The organism is Leptospira idonii (assembly GCF_004770995.1).
In the GTDB taxonomy this organism is placed as follows: Bacteria; Spirochaetota; Leptospiria; order Leptospirales; family Leptospiraceae; genus Leptospira_A; species Leptospira_A idonii.
The window spans coordinates 25,895-45,632 of the sequence record NZ_RQHW01000015.1; the positions used below are offsets into that span (position 1 = coordinate 25,895).

Genomic DNA, 19,738 nt, shown 5'->3' on the forward strand with positions numbered 1-19,738 from the left:
CATTTTATTATTTTTTCTTACTTCTTTTCGGATCTAGAATTTTCTCAGCCTCGCCTTCTTCCAGGGGCACTTTCACGATAGTATTTCCATCTTTCCTAACTTGGTCAAGATCAATCACAGCTCCAGCCATAAGCCCGGTTGCCTGATTGGTCACATCTTTTACCCCGTAAACAACCCATTTCCCGCCTTCTAGGGATAAGACTAAATACGAACAATCTGCTACAGCCAAAACGGAATGTGCTGAGATTTGAGCGATTGCCTCATACCCTAACACTACCCCGGAACCCAAAAGCACTCCGGAAGGAATACCGATAGCTTTTGTTAGTTGATACACTCCGTAACTCGTGCCGACTCCAAACGATGTCACTGAGCCCGTGGTTCCTACTACCGCCGCCGATGTCCCTCCGACGGCGTAACTGGTTGTTTGCATGGTAGCTCCCGCAGCGGTGATCGTTGCTCCCGTTGCCGTTCCTCCTAGAGCCAACCCTCCTCCTATCACCGATTGGGTGGCGGTGACTCCTACTAAAGAAGCGGGAGCCAATAAATACTTTCCCGACTTCTCGGTAATGATCCCTGCCCCTTTCACGGAATAAGCAGATGTTTTACGAAGACCTTTTCCTGTGGTCTCTGATCCGTATTGAAAGGACTTGGCGGAAATTGCGACAACCAAACCGGTGCTCCCCAGCAAAGCACCTAATGCGAGCTTTACGTTTGGAGCGATTATATAGACGACTCCTTTGCCTGCAAGAGTAAAAGTTTCAGCTAGAAAATAAAGTCCTGTCTTGGCTCCGACTGTTGCAACCGCAGCAGGATAAATCACAGTATTCACGCCCACATAACCTACCGATAAAATACCTACAGCCCCTATGGGTTCGATGATCCCGTCATAGAACAAACCTTTGGTCGTTTTTGCAAACGCACTGAGTAAGGCGATTCCTAAGGATTTTCCGTCGGCAATCGATTCCAAGTCTTTGTATGCTGACTGCAATTCTGATTTAGTTTGAGAGCCGAAGTCGAAGATGGTTTCTTGCCATTTGGAGCTGATCTCATGAGAAACATCAGAACGAAGATGACTCATATCTTTATAATGATCTTTCCAGCTTCCGTCATTAAAATCTTCGTAAGATTCGTCCCATGCGGATTTGAGGGATTCATCCAAATTCACATAACCGTACACAAATGACCCGAGAACATCCTCAAACTTTGTTTTGTAAGATTTCATTTTCTTTGAAAAATGTTTAGGATCTTCCTTAACTTCAGGATCCTTCAACTTCATCTCGGCCCATTCGTTCCATTCTTTTCTCAAAAGTTCCGATTGATTCACAATATTATTATGTGCAGATATTCCTTTTTCAAATGAGCTTCCTATGATTCCGTAAGATTCTGCGACTGAATCGTACATAATATAAATGCCCGGTTCTGTAGCGTGTTTTTGCAGAAATGCCCCAGTTGCCTTCCCCTGGTCGTTGATGGTTTTGGCTGCAGACCAACTCATCTTACTTCCTTCTTTCACAACGACTACGGATTCTTTCGCTTTCAATACGGATTTAGAAAACTCTTGTTTTGCGAACCCAATCCTTTGCCCGAAAATGAATATTTCCGCTTCTTCCATCGGAGGAATGAACTTGATGCTGGTTCCTTTTACGGGAATCGCACCTTGAAAAAATAGTGATTTATGGCCGCCGATAATCAGCTTCTTCGAATTTTTAAGAGGATCTTCCTGATCTTGATCCTGAGTGGACTTACATGTTCCTAAAAATAAACAAAGACTTAAAATGACTGGTAAATAATTAATTTTCATTTTTTAGAGTTTTCCCGTGTCCTCTTGAGCTCTTTTTCTTTTTCTCTGATCTCCGCATCGATTACCTTCTTCACCAACGCAGGATCGGAAGATAAGATTTTAATCTTTCCTTGGTTTTTCGCTTCTTCCAAATCAACAACGGTTCCTGTGGGTAAAGTTTCAAATCCTGCATAATTTCCCTGTGCGTATGCAATTACGACTCTAGGTCCGTCGTAAGCAAGGAAGATGGGACCTTCCAGAGTGGTCAGAAGAAGATGTGTCGGCAGAACGGTAAGCCCCGCATAACTTAGAATTAGTCCAGCCTTCATTCCGTACATAGCGGACTCTGCGGTTCCTGTTGTCACATCGTACACCATTCCGCTGGCGAGTGCAGTCGTTTCTATACCGACTCCTCCAACTTGACCTACCGCTTCCGCACCGGTAACACCTGTCACAACGGTGATTTGATTGAACGCGGAAAGGCCAGTACCGGAAACGATGGTAGGAGCTGTTGCGGATGCTGTGAGTAAAGCAATGGAACCGAAAAATCCCGCTTCCAAACTAGGAGAGATGGCTCTATAGCCCACTTGAGCGGGATAAAATAAGACAAGGCCTGAAGTAACCATTGTTTGGCCTAAGAAAGTTGCGGAATGTGCTACAGGAACGAAGACACCTCCTACTACTACTGTTTCACCTACGGCGGTTGTTGTTCCGAATAAAGGAGAAAAAACAGCTTCTTTCACTGCAACCGTATAACCTTGAAAAATATCCCAAAGAGCGAACAAACTGTTTTCTTTTTCTCCCGACTCTTCGTATTCTTCCAAAAAACCGTTCACAGTATTTCGATAACTGTCCCCCCATGTTTTTTTAAGCTTAGTGGAATTGCGGCTTACGGTTTCAGTAAACAATTGATTGGTGGAAGAGGAAAACGAATTTCCTGTTTCATTGACAGTGGATATGGCTTTTATGATCCTTGTTCGATCCTCTTCTTCTCTATCCGTAAAATGAATGTATCCGTACACCAAACTTTCTTTCGCTTTATTTCCGGATGATTTAGCAAGGCTCCATTCTTCTTTTGTTAGTTGGATTGAGTGTTCCAAAATCTCTCCGGAAAGATCTGTTCCTGAAGAGCGAAGATCCACTCCCCACCCATGGACTTTTTTGACGGTGGACTGTAAATCGGAAGGATAATTTTCGGCGCGGCCTTTCAGCTTGGTTACTACGATTGCCTTTGCGACTCGAAAACTCATTCTTCCCGAATCAAAAGTAGATTCGATAGACTTTTGAGAAGAAGGAATGATCCACCATCCATTCTCATGAATGTTTTTCCTCCCTCCGTACGCATTAGTTGTTAGCGGGGCAATCCTCTGAAAAGAAAGAGGTTTTTTTTCTCCTCCTACTACGGATTCACCGAAAGCCTTTGTCATTTTTTCATTTTTAGAACAGTTTTGAATAAACAAAAAAATGACAATTAAGCTCAGTATAATTACTGATTTTAGAGTCATATATTTAATTAAACCCTACCCGTTATAGGTGAAATGAATTGATTGAATCCTACTTTGGCATTTTTATGGTACTGACAGGCGGCTATTAAATAAATTTCCATGAGAAACAACGGACCTCTTACAAATATAGAATCCAAACTGAAGCCTGGACAAAATATCATTTCTAAAACAGATTTAAAAGGAATCATTGAATTTGTAAATCCGGAGTTTTGCGATATCAGTGGATTTACAGAAGACGAACTCATCGGTAAACCTCAGAATATCATCCGGCATCCTGCTGTCCCCGGATATGTCTTTGCTGAAATGTGGGCGACGATTAAGAACAATCAATCTTGGAATGGGGTAGTCATCAATCGCTGTAAAAACGGCGATCATTATTGGGTAGATGCAAGCGTATCCCCTCTTTTCAAAGACGATCAGCCTGTAGGTTATATGTCTGTCAGAAGTCTTGCTACGGAAGAGCAGATCCATCATGCAAAAATTCTGTTCGGAATGATCAAAGATGAAAAAACGATCTTGGAAAAAACTTTTTCCCTAATTTCGGGCTGGCTTGCCAATCAAAGAAATATCTTTTTTCTTATTTTTCCCTTAGTTTTGGCAGCATCTGCCTTATATCTTTACTTTGCTAAAGAAAATCACTTTTTAGGAATTCTATTTTTCATTATCGCATTGTTAGCTTCCTTTTCTGGGAACATATTTCAAGGCATTCTTTTTCGTAAGGAAGTGAAAATACTTCAAACTTCCATCCAAACGATGGCGCAGAGGGATTTAAAAACCGAATTTCCCGTCCCGAAACATTTCTCTTCCTGCATCACTCTATTTCAACAATTACAAATTCTAAAAGTAGAAATGAAAGGTTTGGTGACTCAGCTCTATTCTAATTCCGATTTCGTAAGCACGAATGCAGAAGAAGCGGGCAATTCCATCGAACAAATCGATGCTTCCGTAGAAGAACTTTCTAAAGCTTTGAATATCCTCTCCGATAGTGTGAGCGTAACCTTGCAGAGCACCTCTTCCGCAGGAGATCAAATCATAAATCTTACGGAAGCGATCGTTTCCATCAACAACCAAGCCAATGTTCTTTCCAAAGTGATTGCAGAAACAAGAGACGTAATCGACCAATCCTTCTCCGTATCGAAACATCTCTCAGGGCAAATGTCAGAGTTCAGTTCTTCACTTGATTCGGGGACAAAACGATTGCAAACATTAGCGGCGAAGTCCACGGAAATCGAAAAAATCCTAAGTTCAATTTCTTATGTTGCGGACAGAACCAACTTACTTTCATTAAATGCAGCGATCGAAGCTTCCCGAGCGGGAGAAGCAGGAGCCGGCTTTGCCGTCGTAGCGGAAGAAATCAAAAAACTTGCGGAACAATCATCCAAGTCTGCGAAAGAAATTCATCAATCTATCGGAAGTTTTCAGTCCGAGTTACTCAGTGTGACTCAAGAAAATCAAGTTAGACTCAGCGAACTTCAAAAAGGCGCTTCTGACATCGTAAAGATAGAGTCTTCTTTTCAAGAAATTTTCAAACATTCCGAAAGAGAAAAAGTAGCCATACAGGAATTGGTCGATATAGCTGCGAAGATAGATTCTCTTTCCCAGTTATTGACTCATGAATTGGATACGATTCTGGACAGAAACACGGAAAACAGTTCCGTCGTCAGTGAACTTGCGAATACTTCCGAAGAGCAGTCAGCATCTATACATGCAATTTCAGACGCAATGCAAAATCTCAGAAAAGTTGCTACATCCTTGTATAGCACTACCAAGTTCTTTCGCTTTTAAAAGAACTGGAACTCCTTTCAGGAAAAGATAAACTGACATGAGTCATGAAAAGACTCAATTTTTTGCTCGCTGCAGTTGCATTATTCCTTTTGTTATTTGCTCTCTTTAAAGGAGAAGATAAATCTTCTTTCGAAACAATTGCCAATCTTTTCGGAGAAAACAATCAACCTTTCGGATTCGAACATTTAGACAGAAAGGCTAAAAAATTATTAAAAACCGGATATGTCAAACCTCCTTCCGTCAAAGTACCTCAGTTAGACGGAGTCAACTATGACGATTATAGGCAAATCGTTTACAGACCGGAAGTATCTATTTGGAAAAATCTAGGCCTGCCTTTTCAATTGCAATTCTTTCATCCTGGTCATATATATTCCACTGGAATCAGGGTATTCGAAATATTGGATGAAGCTCCGACAGAAATCCAATACGATGCTTCCCGTTTCGATTTTGGAAATCTAAAACTTCCCGATCAATTCGCAAGATTATCAAGAGACCTTCATTACACGGGGTTTAGAATCCATTATCCTCTGAATCAAGAAAATGCTTTGGAAGAATTTGCTGTATTTCAAGGAGGATCCTACTTCAGGGTCATCTCGAAAGGACAAGTCTACGGATTGTCTGCAAGAGGTCTTGCCGTCAATACAGGGTTAAACGAAAGAGAAGAGTTTCCCGTCTTCGAGGAATTTTATGTCAAACAACCGGAAAAGTTCGATAAAACCCTGCAAGTATTCGCTCTTCTCAACAGTGAAAGCGTAGTTGGTGCCTATCAATTCACATTCTACCCGGGAGAAGTTTCCTGTGTGGAAGTAAAAGCAAGAAATTACTTGAGAAAGAAAGTAAAACGTCTTGGTTTCGCCCCTCTTACTTCTATGTTCTTATACGGTGAAGCGGATCAACCGATCTTAGGCAATATACATCCGGAAGTACACGATTCTGACGGACTTCTTATACATACGAAAGACAATCAATGGGAGTGGAGACCTCTCGTAAATCCTAAAGAAACCATAGTCACTACATTGGATGCGGATTCCTTTCAAGGTTATGGATTCATTCAGAGAGATCATAAATTTAAAAGTTATCAAGACGACTTGATGAAGTATCATTTACGCCCTAGCGCATGGGTAGTACCGTCTAACGATTGGGGCAAAGGTAAATTACACCTATTAGAAATTGCCACAAACTTAGATTCCGACGATAATATGGGAGTCTTCTGGGAACCGGAAGAACACCCTGCCCCTAAAGAACCGTTCGATTTGAACTATAAAGTTTACTTTCAAGATAGATCTCCTAGTGACCATACTTTAGCGAAGATATCCGCATTCTTTCGAGGATCGGATCCGCTTTACCCTAAGGTTAGTACTCTTACCGTTTACTTTACGGGAGAAGAAATCAAAAAATTAGATAGAACTGCAGCTTTAAAAGCGGTGATAGAAACGGACAGAGAAGATAAAAAAGATTTCGAATCCAAATTGGAAAAGATCAACGAACTCAGTCAATGGCGTTTGGTGATACGATATTCCAAAGAAGGCGTTAGTTTCACAAAACCGATGCAATGGAAAATCTTCCTGGAAAAAGACAATAAACAAATCAGTGAAACATGGATTTATAACGATGGAATCTCCAAATAACAATGAGTTGAGAAAACTCTTATCGTCCAGTGCGAGAATGTATCTAAAAGCATTGGGAGAAGAAGATGAATTTCAAATCGCATACCAATTGACTGAATTCGAAAAAAGAATCAAATTAAAGGAATCGGAAACTATCGATTTGGAACATGGCTGGAAACTTTGGTTGGAACAAATCGCTTCGATTTATAAAGATCCTTCCTTTCTTACTACCAAAGAATGGAAGTTAGCTTCTATGACACCTGCCAATATAGAATTTCAATCAAAGGAAGATGTTTCCAGTCAAACCTCTTATACGAAAATCCGTCCTTTGTTTTTTGTTTTATCAGTGGTGTTCTGGAGTTTCGTTTATTATCTATTAATCTTTAAATTTATATTATGATCAAGTTTAGAAGAATCGTATTTTTAACCGCATTGCTCATTCCCATTTTATGGGGACTTACTGTATTTTTCCGAATCACTTCCTTTCGAGGAATCGAAATGGCGGAATACTACCAAGGAATTTCTCTCTGCGTTCTTTTTCCTCTTCTTTCCTATGGAGCGATGATTTCGATTTTCGGATTCATCCAAAGAAGAAAAAAGAAAGGGGACAATCTAAGAATCACTTCTTTGCTTCAAGAAGATTGGAAAGAAAAAGCTTTGAAGTCACCTTTAGCAATTGTTATGCCTATTTACGGAGAGGATGTTAAGTCCACAATTTCAAGGATCAAAGTCATTTATCAGTCTTTAAAAGATCAAAATCTGATTTCGAATACCGATATATTTATATTAAGCGATACTAGAGATCCAGATCTTTGGGTCAAAGAAGAATTGGCGTATCATGATCTATGCGAAGAACTTCATTGTTTCGATAAAATATTCTATCGAAGAAGAAAGATCAATCTGAACGGAAAAAGCGGAAATCTGGCGGACTTTTGCAGAAGATGGGGAAAAATCTATCGTTACATGTTGGTGTTGGATGCGGATAGTATGATGACAGCGGAATGCATCGGGAAAATGACAGCAATCATGGAATCGGATGCAAATATCGGCATTTTGCAGACTTCACCTAAGTTATTCGGTGCCAAAACGCTATTTCAAAAAATGAATCAATTCTCATCTTCCCTTTTGGGAGGAAGTTTTCTGGCGGGTGCCGGTTATTGGCAGTTAGATGCCGGTTCTTATTGGGGGCATAATGCGATCATCAGAATCAAACCGTTTATGGAACACTGCGCCCTCCCCCATCTCCCTGAATACGGAGCCATCGGAGGAAAAATCTTAAGCCATGATACTGTGGAATCCGCATTGATGCGGAGAGCCGGATATTCGGTGTTTGTTGCCTATGACTTGGAAGGCAGTTATGAAGAAAGCCCTCCTAACCTCTTGGATTCATTGAAGCGGGACAATCGATGGTGTCAGGGGAATCTACAGCATATTTGGTTTTTGTTCGTTAAAAACATCCCTTTCTTAAATCGGCTTCATATTCTTTTGGGAATCCTTTCTTATCTCAGCGCTCCCATTTGGGGAATGTACATCTTTCTCAGTTTATGGAATTATTGGGAAGATTTTCGTTTCCTCAACTTTTCATTGCTTCCGAAAGAATTCGAATTTTTCACGAATCAAATCTATCTACCGTTATATTATGAACTTTTAGGTTTATCTTTAACTTTGCTCTTTCTTCCCAGGATATTGGGATACATCGATGCCATGTTGACTCGAAATTTGAGGAAGGCTCATGGAGGAAGCATCGGTCTAACTCTCAGTTTTCTTTTAGAAACAATCACTTCTATTTTTTTAGCTCCCGTGTATTTGATCTACTATACCACTTTCATTTTCTATACTTTGGCAAATCGAAAAATAGAATGGGCACCTCAAAACAGAGACTCAAACAAATCGTATTCGTTTCAATCCATCCTGCAGTCTTTTTTCGGGATCACTTTATTGGGAATCGTAGTCGCTTATGTGTTAAACGATTTTTCAGAGGTATTGTTTTATTCCAGTCTTCCTATTTGGTCCGGCTGGATTCTCTCCATACCGATCGTATATATCACAAGTTTGACGATTCCTTCCCGTCGGATCTTGAATTTCTTCTTTAAAACACAGGAAGAAACGGAGCCAAACAAGGAATTGTCTCAGTTGCTTCGTCTGCTGAATACCGAAACGAATACTCCTAAGGATTATCTTCTATCCGGCATTTTTCTAGCATTGGCACATCCCAGATATTTTAGAATCCACAAAGGGATGCAGGGAAAAAAGAAAGCACACCCTTCTTTTTCTCTGGAAACAAAAAAAGCGATCGATGATCTGGTACACTTAGGACCGAACGAATTGTCCAGAAAAAGTCTTTCCTCGATACTTACCAATGCGGATGCATTGGAAGAAGTGCATTTTAAGATTTGGTCGTCTCGACCCGAAACATTGGGATCTTTTTGGCGGGAAAACTGGGCTTATTTAAACAACTAACGCATCTTAAGTTTCATAATCTTCCAATAAAAAGCATTGCGAGAGGTATCTTCTATAAAACCGCAATGCCCTCCCCTACTTTCTACGATCGTTTCTACATAAGGATTGGAAGGGATTTCATTAAAGTCCCTTACGGGAATCACAGGATCATCTTCAGAAGTGAGTATCGTGATTGGGGTTTTTATTTTTTTGAAAAAATCCTTTTGTAAGGTATAAGTTAGAAAATATTCTTCCACCGTTTTAAATTCTGAATGTTTCAAAACCATCTCTTTGGTCAAATCCATCACTGTTTTGAATTCGGACAAACCTCCGAATCGATAGAGATAAGGAAATAAGGATTCTTTCTTCTTCAAGGAACGAATCCATGATTTCAAAAAATATTTTCTCAAGAGAGAATGTTTATCCATTTTAATGGTCGCTGCCATGGGATCCAAAGCGGGGCTTACAGCAAAACTATGTTTTAAAAGAGGAATTTGTTCCGTACGTTTGGAAAGAGAATGTTTCTGTGCGATTCGAATCACGAAATTTCCTCCCAAAGAAAACCCTGCTAAATAAACCGGGAGTTTCGAGGAATTCAAGGAGGCGAGTTTTAAAACACCTTCGTACGTCTCTTCCAATAAACTTCCGTTAAATAAACCTTCATTGAGATGATGAGTGTCTCCGTGATCTCTTAAATTCAATCGATAGATCGAATATCCTTGCCGATAAAAGAATTCACCAGTGCGTACGATATAACTGGAACCTATGCTTCCTTCCCATCCGTGAAGAAGAATCAAAATTCCTTTCGCATTTTTTTGTGTGTGTAAGGAGGCAAGTAAGGATACTCCTTTCCCTGTTTGGATCAATTTCCATTCCGAATCCTTGAGAAAAGAGTGAGAACGATCCTTTTTGCTTTTCCAGGAAGCCAGCAACGATTGTGACATGGCACCTGAAAAAAACGGGATAGGTTTGAAAACATTCATGTACTTTGATAGGATACGTCTATAAAAACGGACAACTGTCCTTCCAGCACTTTGGAAAACACGGTCAGCTTTCGGTTCAAAGCTCGATCCCAATAAGGTTCGCTGATCTGCCAAGAGCTGGGGCTGCGAAAGGCCTGTTTCACATGTTTATAAAAGAAAGGCAAATAAGACCAGTTTTTTTGAAGAGAAAGATTGTTCTCTTTAAAGGAAAATTCTCCGTCTCTTTCGTAATAAGAAGATACTTGTGTACCGTCCCAATCGGTTACATACACTCTTTGGATGGCACCGGAAAGTTTAAAAATCGATTGGGCGTCGATTAATACTCGTTTACCGATTTTACGAACAGGGATGGAAATTTTTTCCAATGTCTCTTTGATGGAAGTCTCGAAATGAATCTCTGAAGAAATTTGTTGCCTTTTCAACTGATGAAAACTATCCAAATGAGGTTTCAAAAGTCCGTCGCACTCGAAAGCGTTTAAAAAATTGGCTTTGGGTCTCCCTAAAAAATATCCCTGTAAAAACCGAGCGCCCGAATCCACCGCTCTATAAAGTTCTTCTTCGGTTTCAATCCCTTCGAAAAGAAGATCGGAACCCATCCCCAAAGAAATATCTTTCAAATATTCCAAGATGGATTGAAATTCTCTGGAACGGATGGATCGTTTCAAAAGATTCAAATCCACCTTGATCATGTCCGGCTTCAAAGCACCTAATCTCTCTAAGTTGGAAGATTCGGACCCTACGTCGTCCAAGGCGATCTTAAAACCTTGCTCTTTGAACATTTCCACCGCAGTGGTCAAAGAATCTAAACTTCTTTTGCTCGTCCTTTCTGTGATTTCTAAATAAATACGGGAAGGATGAATTCCATATTGTTTGGCTTTTTGCAGGATGGGAAAATCCAAACCTTCCGAATACTCGACTTCATACAGAAGACGATCGGGAGTGACATTCAAAAATAAATATCCTTTTTCTCTTTCTTCGGCGAATTTAAGAAAGGCCTTCTCAGTTAACAACGAATCAACGGTAATGACACGATCCTGTTCTTCCAAGGAATCGCTGTTGTGCATAAAAAATGACAGACTGTAAACATCTCCGTTCGGGGACACTCCCCTTCCCAAAGATTCATAGGCGGCAACCGTTTGATCTTCTACGGAAAAAATTGGCTGGAAATAAGGGACATAGTCTAAAGCCAGTTCGTCTACAGCAAACATACATCCAATATCGGAAGCACTCAAAAATCCATCCAGAACAAATCTGTTATTTTGGATAAATTTTTCGTTAAATTGGATAGAGATTTTAGCTACAGTCAGCTTCTCCGATAGCAATTGACAGAGGCGAACAGTCACTTACATTCATCGACATGAAACGAAGTTTGATTCTTTTGCCTCTATTTCTAATCGCTTGTGCCGGTTTTGTTCCTTATCAAACTGAATGGAAAACGGAGAAGAAAGGAGACGTCTTCCATGCGGTGATCAACGGAAAGGCGAGCGAGAAAGCGATCAGTGTAGGAAGCATCGGAATGAAGATATCCACCTGTACTCAAGCGGTTCAAATTCTATCCACTTCGCAAACGATCACCAAACAATTGGTAGATAATGAGAAAGAATCCTTAGGTGTATCCGAACTGAATCATCTCAGCAGATTGATTTCGAATTATAAAATCCAGCCTGAGTTATTGATATGCCAGTCCACTTCTCCCAAATCGTTTTTCGGAAGTTCGGAATGGGAAACATGCCAATGTTTATATGCGGTTCCTTACCCGGGAGGAAGAAAACAATTGAAAGAGGACATAGCAAACTCTAAATAACGAAGAATGGCTTTTTTTCGTTTTCGGTTTCTCAGCATCCTCCTATTATTTCTATCGTGTAGCGACGGGATCAAAATTTCGAAGTTTGATCGGGACGAACAATACAGAGCCATTTCAGAACATACGCTTTTTACGGGAAAACTTTCCTATATTGCAATTCAGTTCCTTCTTGAAAAAGAAGAATGGGAAGATTTTCTCGCAGAACCTAAGTTAGTGATTCAAGACCTTGTTTTGGATTATCAAAACAGAAAAGAACCGAAAACCGCCCTCATCATCGCGGAATTAAGTTATTATTTAGCCCAAAACCAGAAAGAACGAAAAGACGAATTCCTGGAATATACGGGAACCAGTATCTATCATTCGTATGCTTATCTATTTTTTTCCAAAGATGCGGATTCTCCTCAATACCTTCCCGACTTCAGAAGAGCCTGCGATTACTACAATCGATCCTTATCCAACCTGATCAATGCGCTTAGAATCAAAAACTTAAGTACGGATATAGACTTCCTTCAAATCCCTATGGTTTATGGCGCTATATACGCCAAATTTTCGAAACCTAATTTCAGTTATTTCCCGGATCAATTCGAAGACATTCACAGCACTTATGATTTCAAAATAGAAGGTTTATCCAGCTATCAGAGTGAATACGGACTGGGAGTTCCCATTGTTTTAACTTCCAAGTATGAAAAGAACAAACCTAAAGAAGACAATCCTCATCTCAAAAATACTTATGAAAATGCGATGCCTGCCACTTTCTTTTTGGAAATCACATCTCCCGAAAATAAGACCCCTGAACTTGAGAACTTCTTTGAGTTTCACGGAAAAACGGAGATCTTCGACACACTCAAAGTCAATCATATCAAAGTAAGGAACAAAACCATTCCTTTGGAGAAAGACTTCTCTACTCCTTTCGCCTTTTTGATGTACAATCGGGAAAAAGTAGGAGGGATAGAGGCAGCATTGAACGCCAAACTCTTGGATACGGACCAGGGGATGTATATGTTGGAATCTTATCAGGCAGATAAAATCCCCATCGTATTCGTACACGGGTTGATGTCTTCTCCCTATACATGGATCGATATGATCAACTATCTGTATGGAATTCCAGAGATTCGAGAGCGTTATCAGTTTTGGGTGTATTGGTATCCTACAGGAAATCCCATTTATTATTCCGGATATAGGTTTAGAGAAACGCTGCGGTCTTTAAGAGATAAATATGACCGCAATCATACCAACCCTCATTTCAAAAAAATGGTGATCGTCGCTCATAGCATGGGTGGACTCGTTTCCAAACTAACTGCTCTGAATATAAAAGAGTCGGAATGGTTGGAGTCCATCATAGTCAACCCTAACGATTTGGACAAACTTTCCACGAAAGACAGAACCTTACTCAAGAACATGCTTCATTTCGAAGCACAGGATTTCACGAAAAAATTTATTTTCATCGCGGTTCCCCACGGAGGATCCAAACTTGCGGAAACATGGTGGGCACAAGGGTTCAATAGTTTCATCCGACTACCTGAGAAAGCTTGGGGAGGACTCCAAGGAATTCTCAACACTCTCACGTATAAATTGTCCTTATCTCAAATACAAACCAGATCCATTCCTACGGGAGTGGAATCTTTGCGGCCGGACAGTACGTTCATACAAGTGACTAGAAATAAAAAATTTCCTAAGGATGTGGAGTTCCATTCCATCCACGGAGTGTCCGAAAACCTCCCTCTTCTCTCCAGAAAAAAAGTGATGTATATGTTCGATAAAAAGGAATGGGAAAGTTCGTTAGGATGGTCCGATTCCGTGGTAAACTACAGCAGCTCTTATCTGGAAGGTGCCAAAAGCAATTTGCTTCTCAAAGGAAACCATTCCGTACATAGAAACCCTTTGGCAATTCGGGAAGTGATTCGAATTTTGGAAGAACACATTCGGTAAACATCTTACGCATAGACTTAAACCATTTGATAGATCTTCACGGGAAGAGATTTACCTTTCACAGTAGTTTCTCCCAATGAAGAAAATCGTTGTTTGGCGTCTCCCGCCATCTGAAAGACTTCTTCAGAAGCTAAAATTTCGCTTCCGAACGTTTTGTTCAGTTGTTCGATCCGGGCGGCTAAGTTCACCACGTCGCCTATGATTGTGTATTCTTTTCTTTCCACGGATCCCACATTCCCGGTGACCGCTTCTCCGCAATGAAGTCCGATCCCTATTCCGATTTTAGGAAGAGTTCCTTCCTCGATCAATTTATGAATGGTGGCTCTGATTTCGGCGGAAGCTTTGACTGCATTTTCCACATCCTTACCTGTAGAAACAGGAGCTCCGAACACAGCCATAAAACCATCGCCTAAGAACTTATTGATGATGCCTCCGTTTCGGTTCACACATTCGATCGAATGAGAGAACACAGTGTTCAGAAATTGAATCAATTGTGCGGGCGATTGAGATTCGGAAAATTGAGTGAAGTTTCGAATATCGAAAAACAACATACATACATGTCGAAGTTCTCCTTCCCAATCCTCTTTTTGTGCTAACAACTGATTTACGACTACGGGAGATACATGTTGACCGAACAAGGATCTGATTTGGTTTTTATCCAGTTCGTGTTGGAAAGAGTTTTTAATCGCAGTTTTGATCTGTCTTGTGACGAAAGCAGCAACAAATCCCGAAGCGAATAAAATAGCGGACTTCGCATAAAAGAATGCTTGGTTTTCCAAAACGGAAATCGAAGAAACGTTAAAGTTAAAGGTTTGGAAATAAAAAAACAGACAGAGAAATTGAATCGCAGATACGCTACCCGAAAAAATCGCCATTCTCTCTTCAAGACGTAAAGTAGCCAAAATGATGAACAGAAAGTACACTGAGCCGGGAGGAGAGTTCAAAGCTTCCAAAGAGTAATTGTAAAAATGACCCAGAAACAAAAACACTAACGTAGGAATCGTCGATTCATAAAAAGCGGTGCCGTATCGAATCCATCGATTGAGTTTTCTGTCCTTACGGATCGACCAAATATAATATTGGCGGAGACAAAGTCCGTACACCATATTGAAAAGAAAATAACAAGGAGGCGCCCAAATAGGAAATCCGCTGGCAGCGATATAACCGTGAAAAACGGGAAAAAAATAAGGCTGCAAAAGAAAGGCAAAAAAGCCCGATAAAAAGATGATTACGATTGCGGAAGCTCGCCTAACCTCTGATCGTAAAATTTCCCTTGAGAAAGACTGTTCAAACGAATTCGCAGTTTCCAATATCATCCACCTGTGACCACATTCTTCCTTTGCAGAGAATCCCAAATCAATTTCATCCTGGGAGAAGCTCGTTCGGGGAGCGCACAAATCCCATCTTCCCCGATGACGATTTGTTCCAAAATCATTTTCCTTGTGCTCGGGGAAAAGCGAGTCAGTTTAGAGTTCAAATTTTTCCGATCGATTTCCGTACGTTTGTACGTGATCTTCCTTGTATCTTCTTTATGTACTAAAAGAGGAGTTGGATTTTCGTCCAAGTCTGAGCGGGAGCTCGAGCCAAAGCTGCCTTCTCCGGAAAGGAAAGACCTCCCCTCCCCTACTCCAATAGGAGCCAACACCCTTTTTCTTCCGTCGAAAGAAACGGTTTCGAGATATCCCTTCTTACGAAGCAGAGAAATATTTTTTGCAACCGTGTTGATTTGAATTCCAAGCAGCTCCGCAAAATAGGCGTTGGAAGCAAAACATCCTTTGTTTCTATGTAAAGACTCAATCTCGGCTATCAACAATTTGGCGGTCATAGGCAGATCCAAATCCTGAGCCCAGACAGGAAGTCTTAGATTTCGTTTCATATTTCCTCTCAGACCAAAACAAAGCTATCGCCGGATATGTGGTCTTCATATCCAGAATCTGCGGGAAGGAGGATAAGCCTCCGGCACCGCATAACGTTGGAAGCTTTTGCAAGCGTCCTTGTCGGCTATTGTCTATTTGAAAATAGCCCTCTTCCCTATCGGCGATGTGAGACTGCCGAGACCAAATACGGATGGATTTGGCTATCCTATGCTGTGCATGGGAAATATTTCTGTCAAGTCTAATGTGACATAATCCAGGAACCGAAAAACCTCTCACCCCAGAAAAAAACATTTGAACTATGCACGAATTCCGTGCAAAATTAGAATATGAGCAACGTAACCTTTCGCGCCGACGAAAAAACTCTCCTAAAAGCAAGACTGAAGGCGCAAAACGACAACAAATCCCTGGCGGAAGTATTCAATGAATTTCTAATGAATTATGCGAATGCGGTGAATGATCCTTTAGATTACAAAAACCTGATGGAAAAATTCAAATATGCCAAGGTAGGCAAAAAATTCACCAGAGAAGAGATGAATGAAAGATAAAATCTTCTTAGATACGAATATCTTCGTTTACAATTTCGATGAGAACGATTCTTTCAAAAGACAACGTTCTATCGAAATCGTTTCGTCTGCATTGAGCTCGGACAATTATTATACAAGCTACCAAGTGATACAAGAGTTTACGAACGTAGCCTCCCGCAAATTCGCTGTCCCTTTGAAAAAACCGGATCTGCAAACCTATCTGAAGTCGGTTCTATTTCCACTTTGCAGAGTTCATTACAGTCATGAGAACATACTCAAAGCAACCGAGATTCAGCAAAAACACAAGCTGTCTTTTTACGATTCTTTGATCGTCTCTTCCGCTTTGGAATGCAAATGCAATGTTTTGTATTCGGAAGATCTGGGCGACGGAGATAAAATCCAAACTCTGGAAATCAGAAACCCATTTAAAGTGAAAACAGGAAAAGGGAGGAAAGAACTCTAGAAGAGGTCTCACTCTCCTCTAGAGTTATCGGGAAGAAGGCCTGATCTGTGAGGAACAGGTTTCGATTTCATTCTGACTCCCTTCCCGGAAAGTACAAGTATTTTTTTGCCCCACCTCTTATTTTTTCTGAGCCTGACAAGATCGGTTTTGGTGGGCGCTTCGTATCTTTTCTTTAGCGCAAATTGCTATGAAAGCCACGACCGCGCTCTTCGCTTCAATCAAATGAAACAATCTTTCTTAAGCAGCGAAACGTATTTCTCGCGGTGGCGAAGGCAGGGATGCCGAAGCTCGGGAGTCGAAACAGGAGGTTTCGCGACCGAGAGCGTGAGATATGTTTCGCTTTGATTTTCGCTGCGATCGCTAGCGCTGGGGTTCTGTTTGTGTTGTCAATGAACGTTAAAGTTTAGCTAAACAATTTTAGTCTTACTTTATTGCTCTTGCAGCTTTTTATTATTCAGTCATTCTTGAAATTTCTGACTTGAAGCTATTTGCTTTGAAAACAAAGCTTCACCCCAATATCAGGTTAACACACTTTTCAAAGCCTTCCAAGTAAGCGAACGATTTATCCAATTACTCAGTTCTTAAGAGACTTAAAATTATTTTCGATGATGCTTTTTATGCCTGTTTTGAAGCCATATAAGTTCACATCATTACCAAAATACTGAAAACTTGAATCATTGTTTGTTATTATTCTTAAGTGTATTCCATTTAGTTTTAATGTTTTTGGGCTAAATGCACTATCTTCATTCTTGCTTTTTAAATCCAATATTCTATTTGAATCAATGAGCAACTCAATACTCTTTAACAGATGCAAGGGAATCTTTTCATTTGATTTTAGGGTCTTATTATTTTTCATATCTGAATAGAATATTCCTTCATGAGCATTGTAGTAAAATCTAAAATTTAGTGGAGATTCCTCTATCTCTAGAAATTTTATCTGGTCTCCTGGATAGTCATCCTCTGTGGCCAGATAAACATTAGGTGTTATTTTTTCTATGCTTTCAAAAACCTCTTTGAGCGACGTTTTTGAGCTAGGAAATTCTCTCATCAGAACAAAACTGAACTTATTTGGCTCTGCAATATCATTAATAAAATCCTTTATTTCTGTTTTCTTTACCAGTTCTCCGTTAATTTCAAGGTCACCATTGGCTATCAATTTTATTTTTATTAATGGTGTATCTTGTTTGTCTTCTGTACACATTATAAACATAAGTATTAAAAAAAGGAACCCAAGCCTTTTCCAATTATAGTCATATTTTCGAAATAATACTGTGCCAAACATTTAAAATAATTCTCTCCTTTCTTAAAGTATTCTTTTTCAGATTTACAATGTTTATTCTCTTTGAAAAGGTTAATTAATATCAATCTCTCATTATTCTGAGTAAAATACCCATTATGAGTTGAGTCATGGGCATCATACATTACTTCAAAAAGAATTTGTTTTTCAATATTCTCTACTTCAAAATGCGAAGTCCATTCGCCAATTGTAAGTCTTGATTTAGTCCACTTTCTTAAATTACAGTATTCAACTAAAGCGGTAGAAAATGTTAGGGTGAAATCATAACCTAACTGACGTGATTGATTTATCATTGGCACTTGCTCGGATCATTTCTTCTTACTAAACAAGCAGTTTTTTCTTCAGCTTTTGTAAGTTTGATATATTTTGCTGGGTAGTTGCTTTTTCTCAAAACATATTCCTCAGATGAATAAAATGGACTAGGTGCTTCTTGGTTTTTTGTACGATATGGATCACGCCCCACTTTATAAACTTCAGCTCCTTGCGCGATCGCAGTTTGAAGCCAAACTCTATTGGCAGCTTTAGCTGATTCCAGCCAACCAGGAGCTCCTTGGGGAAGCTTATTGCCTGATTTGTCAAAAACATCCCCACCTGGAAAATATTCAGCCCCAGCAAGTTCAGGTCTAGTTTTCTTAGCAACTTCAATTCTTTCTATGCTCTCTCCAAGTACAATTTTCCTCTTATTCTTATTTTTTACATCAGTATCATCAAGTGGTACTGCTATTGGCTTAGAATCAATTCTATCATTTACAATATCTTTAATTTTATTTCCAACAATTAATATACCTCCTGTTAGAATTGCTGCTTCTGCCACATCTGCTACAGCCCCTGCAACACAACCCCAAGGTCCTCCAAGCAAACAACCAGCTAATGTTAGATCGGGACCATATCCATCTGGGTTGTGAACCCATACTTGTGACTCTCCAACAAAATAGGTATGATCAATATCTACTTCAAAGTTATATACTGTTTCTTCACGATTTTCTTTGAATATTTCTGTAATTTTCAGTAAATTACCACTTGCTTCAACTCCAATATCTCCTACCAGCAAGTCTTTAGCTTCTACCCATTCAAATGTTTGCTCATTGTTCTCTGATTGTTTCAATCTTGCAAATCTGTGGTTCCAGGTTGTTTCCAATACAACTCCATTCTTATAACTGATGTTATAAATTAAAGATGTTTGCTTCTTATAAGTTTGAATAGCTCGTCTATATGCTAGTGCTCCGGTCTCATCATTTTTAGATAAGACCCAATCTCCAACAAGAATTGTTTCAATGGCGACTTGTTCTTCATACTTAGAGTTTGGTTCTAATTTATCAGCTACTTCATAGTAGTCTCGTTTTAGTTTCGTTATCTTAGTTCCAGCAACAAAACAAGTTTTAACAGTAAACTCCCCATTTTTTGTCTCAACAGCGTGATTGGAATAATCACCATTCAATTGAGAAAAGAAATCCTCTACATTTCCTACTGCTCGTTTGAAGGTTGTATTTCTAGTTTCATGTTGATCTTGACCATTCTCCCATTGTTGAACAATAGCCTCTCTCTGTTCATCCGTTAACTTTGCCCAATCCTCTTCACTATAGTTAACGCTCTTAGGATTATTTGGATCTGCTTCAGCCTTGGCATTTGCATATTTACGCATACCCTCATTTAGCTTTTGGTAATTCTGATGAACGCTCTCAGAGATTTTTTGCATCGCTTCTCTGCTGGAAGCTTGAGAAGTAGCAATACCAGCCTTCCAATCC

The 19,738-nt window shown here is 39.9% G+C and carries 17 protein-coding genes; 8 read left to right on the forward strand and 9 right to left on the reverse strand.

Annotation, left to right across the window (positions count from 1 at the left end):
- Nucleotides 1-7: 7 nt before the first annotated feature.
- Together EHS15_RS04755 and EHS15_RS04760 are read right to left on the reverse strand one after the other, a co-directional pair.
- Nucleotides 8-1,801: a DUF262 domain-containing protein gene (locus tag EHS15_RS04755; protein ID WP_135759406.1), complete on the reverse strand. Its 1,794-nt coding sequence runs from the start codon at nucleotides 1,799-1,801 to the stop codon at nucleotides 8-10.
- A complete protein-coding gene (locus tag EHS15_RS04760; protein WP_135759407.1) occupies nucleotides 1,798-3,207 on the reverse strand; it encodes a hypothetical protein in 1,410 nt (469 codons plus the stop codon). The genes EHS15_RS04755 and EHS15_RS04760 overlap by 4 nt, the downstream gene beginning before the upstream one ends.
- 177 nt (nucleotides 3,208-3,384) lie before the next feature.
- On the opposite strand from EHS15_RS04760, the gene EHS15_RS04765 reads away from it, so the two are divergent.
- From EHS15_RS04765 to mdoH, 4 genes are read left to right on the forward strand one after another with little or no spacing between them, the layout of a single operon-like run.
- Nucleotides 3,385-5,070 (forward strand): methyl-accepting chemotaxis protein, encoded by a 1,686-nt coding sequence (locus EHS15_RS04765; RefSeq protein WP_135759408.1) that lies wholly within the window; start codon nucleotides 3,385-3,387, stop codon nucleotides 5,068-5,070.
- A 44-nt stretch (nucleotides 5,071-5,114) separates the two neighbouring features.
- A complete protein-coding gene (locus EHS15_RS04770; protein WP_135759409.1) occupies nucleotides 5,115-6,698 on the forward strand; it encodes an OpgD/OpgG family glucan biosynthesis protein in 1,584 nt (527 codons plus the stop codon).
- Nucleotides 6,682-7,077, forward strand: a complete 396-nt coding sequence (locus tag EHS15_RS04775) for a hypothetical protein (protein ID WP_135759410.1) — start codon at nucleotides 6,682-6,684, stop codon at nucleotides 7,075-7,077. Before EHS15_RS04770 ends, EHS15_RS04775 begins: the two co-directional genes overlap by 17 nt.
- Entirely contained in the window at nucleotides 7,074-9,137 is a 2,064-nt protein-coding gene (gene mdoH / locus EHS15_RS04780; protein ID WP_135759411.1) for a glucans biosynthesis glucosyltransferase MdoH, read from the forward strand. Before EHS15_RS04775 ends, mdoH begins: the two co-directional genes overlap by 4 nt.
- Here the strand turns inward: mdoH and EHS15_RS04785 are convergent.
- Nucleotides 9,134-10,060, reverse strand: coding sequence for a YheT family hydrolase (locus EHS15_RS04785; RefSeq protein WP_246051897.1), 927 nt, complete (start codon nucleotides 10,058-10,060; stop codon nucleotides 9,134-9,136). The genes mdoH and EHS15_RS04785 overlap by 4 nt on opposite strands.
- A gap of 35 nt (nucleotides 10,061-10,095) precedes the next feature.
- Nucleotides 10,096-11,331 carry an EAL domain-containing protein gene (locus tag EHS15_RS04790; protein ID WP_246051898.1) on the reverse strand — a complete coding sequence of 412 codons (1,236 nt, stop codon included), beginning with the start codon at nucleotides 11,329-11,331 and terminating at the stop codon, nucleotides 10,096-10,098.
- Nucleotides 11,332-11,456: 125 nt separating this feature from the next.
- On the opposite strand from EHS15_RS04790, the gene EHS15_RS04795 reads away from it, so the two are divergent.
- Complete coding sequence (locus EHS15_RS04795) at nucleotides 11,457-11,903, forward strand: hypothetical protein (RefSeq protein ID WP_135759413.1); 447 nt, start codon at nucleotides 11,457-11,459, stop codon at nucleotides 11,901-11,903.
- A gap of 6 nt (nucleotides 11,904-11,909) precedes the next feature.
- Nucleotides 11,910-13,832, forward strand: coding sequence for a lipase family alpha/beta hydrolase (locus EHS15_RS04800; RefSeq protein WP_135759414.1), 1,923 nt, complete (start codon nucleotides 11,910-11,912; stop codon nucleotides 13,830-13,832).
- A 17-nt stretch (nucleotides 13,833-13,849) separates the two neighbouring features.
- Here EHS15_RS04800 and EHS15_RS04805 read toward each other — a convergent pair whose 3' ends face one another.
- Together EHS15_RS04805 and EHS15_RS04810 are read right to left on the reverse strand one after the other, a co-directional pair.
- On the reverse strand, nucleotides 13,850-15,187 hold the full coding sequence (locus EHS15_RS04805) for an adenylate/guanylate cyclase domain-containing protein (RefSeq protein ID WP_167884155.1): 1,338 nt from the start codon (nucleotides 15,185-15,187) through the stop codon (nucleotides 13,850-13,852).
- Nucleotides 15,145-15,708, reverse strand: a complete 564-nt coding sequence (locus EHS15_RS04810) for a helix-turn-helix domain-containing protein (protein WP_135759416.1) — start codon at nucleotides 15,706-15,708, stop codon at nucleotides 15,145-15,147. Before EHS15_RS04810 ends, EHS15_RS04805 begins: the two co-directional genes overlap by 43 nt.
- 327 nt (nucleotides 15,709-16,035) lie before the next feature.
- Between EHS15_RS04810 and EHS15_RS04815 the strand changes: the two genes are divergently transcribed.
- Nucleotides 16,036-16,254 carry an antitoxin gene (locus EHS15_RS04815; protein WP_135759417.1) on the forward strand — a complete coding sequence of 73 codons (219 nt, stop codon included), beginning with the start codon at nucleotides 16,036-16,038 and terminating at the stop codon, nucleotides 16,252-16,254.
- Complete coding sequence (locus EHS15_RS04820) at nucleotides 16,244-16,696, forward strand: PIN domain-containing protein (protein WP_135759418.1); 453 nt, start codon at nucleotides 16,244-16,246, stop codon at nucleotides 16,694-16,696. The genes EHS15_RS04815 and EHS15_RS04820 overlap by 11 nt, the downstream gene beginning before the upstream one ends.
- A gap of 574 nt (nucleotides 16,697-17,270) precedes the next feature.
- Here the strand turns inward: EHS15_RS04820 and EHS15_RS04825 are convergent.
- The 3 genes from EHS15_RS04825 to EHS15_RS04835 form a co-directional block, all read right to left on the reverse strand.
- Complete coding sequence (locus EHS15_RS04825) at nucleotides 17,271-17,978, reverse strand: hypothetical protein (protein WP_167884156.1); 708 nt, start codon at nucleotides 17,976-17,978, stop codon at nucleotides 17,271-17,273.
- Nucleotides 17,912-18,286 carry a hypothetical protein gene (locus tag EHS15_RS04830; RefSeq protein ID WP_135759420.1) on the reverse strand — a complete coding sequence of 125 codons (375 nt, stop codon included), beginning with the start codon at nucleotides 18,284-18,286 and terminating at the stop codon, nucleotides 17,912-17,914. The genes EHS15_RS04825 and EHS15_RS04830 overlap by 67 nt, the downstream gene beginning before the upstream one ends.
- The coding region (locus EHS15_RS04835) for a polymorphic toxin-type HINT domain-containing protein (protein ID WP_246051899.1) at nucleotides 18,283-19,738 on the reverse strand (1,456 nt) is incomplete at its 5' end. The genes EHS15_RS04830 and EHS15_RS04835, both read right to left, overlap by 4 nt.

Coding starts and splice junctions, on each gene's coding strand:
- EHS15_RS04755 (WP_135759406.1), bottom strand. CDS start 1,801: ATGAAAATTAATTATTTACCAGTCATTTTAAGTCTTTGTTTATTTTTA.
- EHS15_RS04760 (WP_135759407.1), bottom strand. CDS start 3,207: ATGACAAAGGCTTTCGGTGAATCCGTAGTAGGAGGAGAAAAAAAACCT.
- EHS15_RS04765 (WP_135759408.1), top strand. CDS start 3,385: ATGAGAAACAACGGACCTCTTACAAATATAGAATCCAAACTGAAGCCT.
- EHS15_RS04770 (WP_135759409.1), top strand. CDS start 5,115: ATGAAAAGACTCAATTTTTTGCTCGCTGCAGTTGCATTATTCCTTTTG.
- EHS15_RS04775 (WP_135759410.1), top strand. CDS start 6,682: ATGGAATCTCCAAATAACAATGAGTTGAGAAAACTCTTATCGTCCAGT.
- mdoH (WP_135759411.1), top strand. CDS start 7,074: ATGATCAAGTTTAGAAGAATCGTATTTTTAACCGCATTGCTCATTCCC.
- EHS15_RS04785 (WP_246051897.1), bottom strand. CDS start 10,060: ATGTCACAATCGTTGCTGGCTTCCTGGAAAAGCAAAAAGGATCGTTCT.
- EHS15_RS04795 (WP_135759413.1), top strand. CDS start 11,457: ATGAAACGAAGTTTGATTCTTTTGCCTCTATTTCTAATCGCTTGTGCC.
- EHS15_RS04800 (WP_135759414.1), top strand. CDS start 11,910: ATGGCTTTTTTTCGTTTTCGGTTTCTCAGCATCCTCCTATTATTTCTA.
- EHS15_RS04810 (WP_135759416.1), bottom strand. CDS start 15,708: ATGAAACGAAATCTAAGACTTCCTGTCTGGGCTCAGGATTTGGATCTG.
- EHS15_RS04815 (WP_135759417.1), top strand. CDS start 16,036: ATGAGCAACGTAACCTTTCGCGCCGACGAAAAAACTCTCCTAAAAGCA.
- EHS15_RS04820 (WP_135759418.1), top strand. CDS start 16,244: ATGAAAGATAAAATCTTCTTAGATACGAATATCTTCGTTTACAATTTC.
- EHS15_RS04825 (WP_167884156.1), bottom strand. CDS start 17,978: ATGTTTGGCACAGTATTATTTCGAAAATATGACTATAATTGGAAAAGG.
- EHS15_RS04830 (WP_135759420.1), bottom strand. CDS start 18,286: ATGATAAATCAATCACGTCAGTTAGGTTATGATTTCACCCTAACATTT.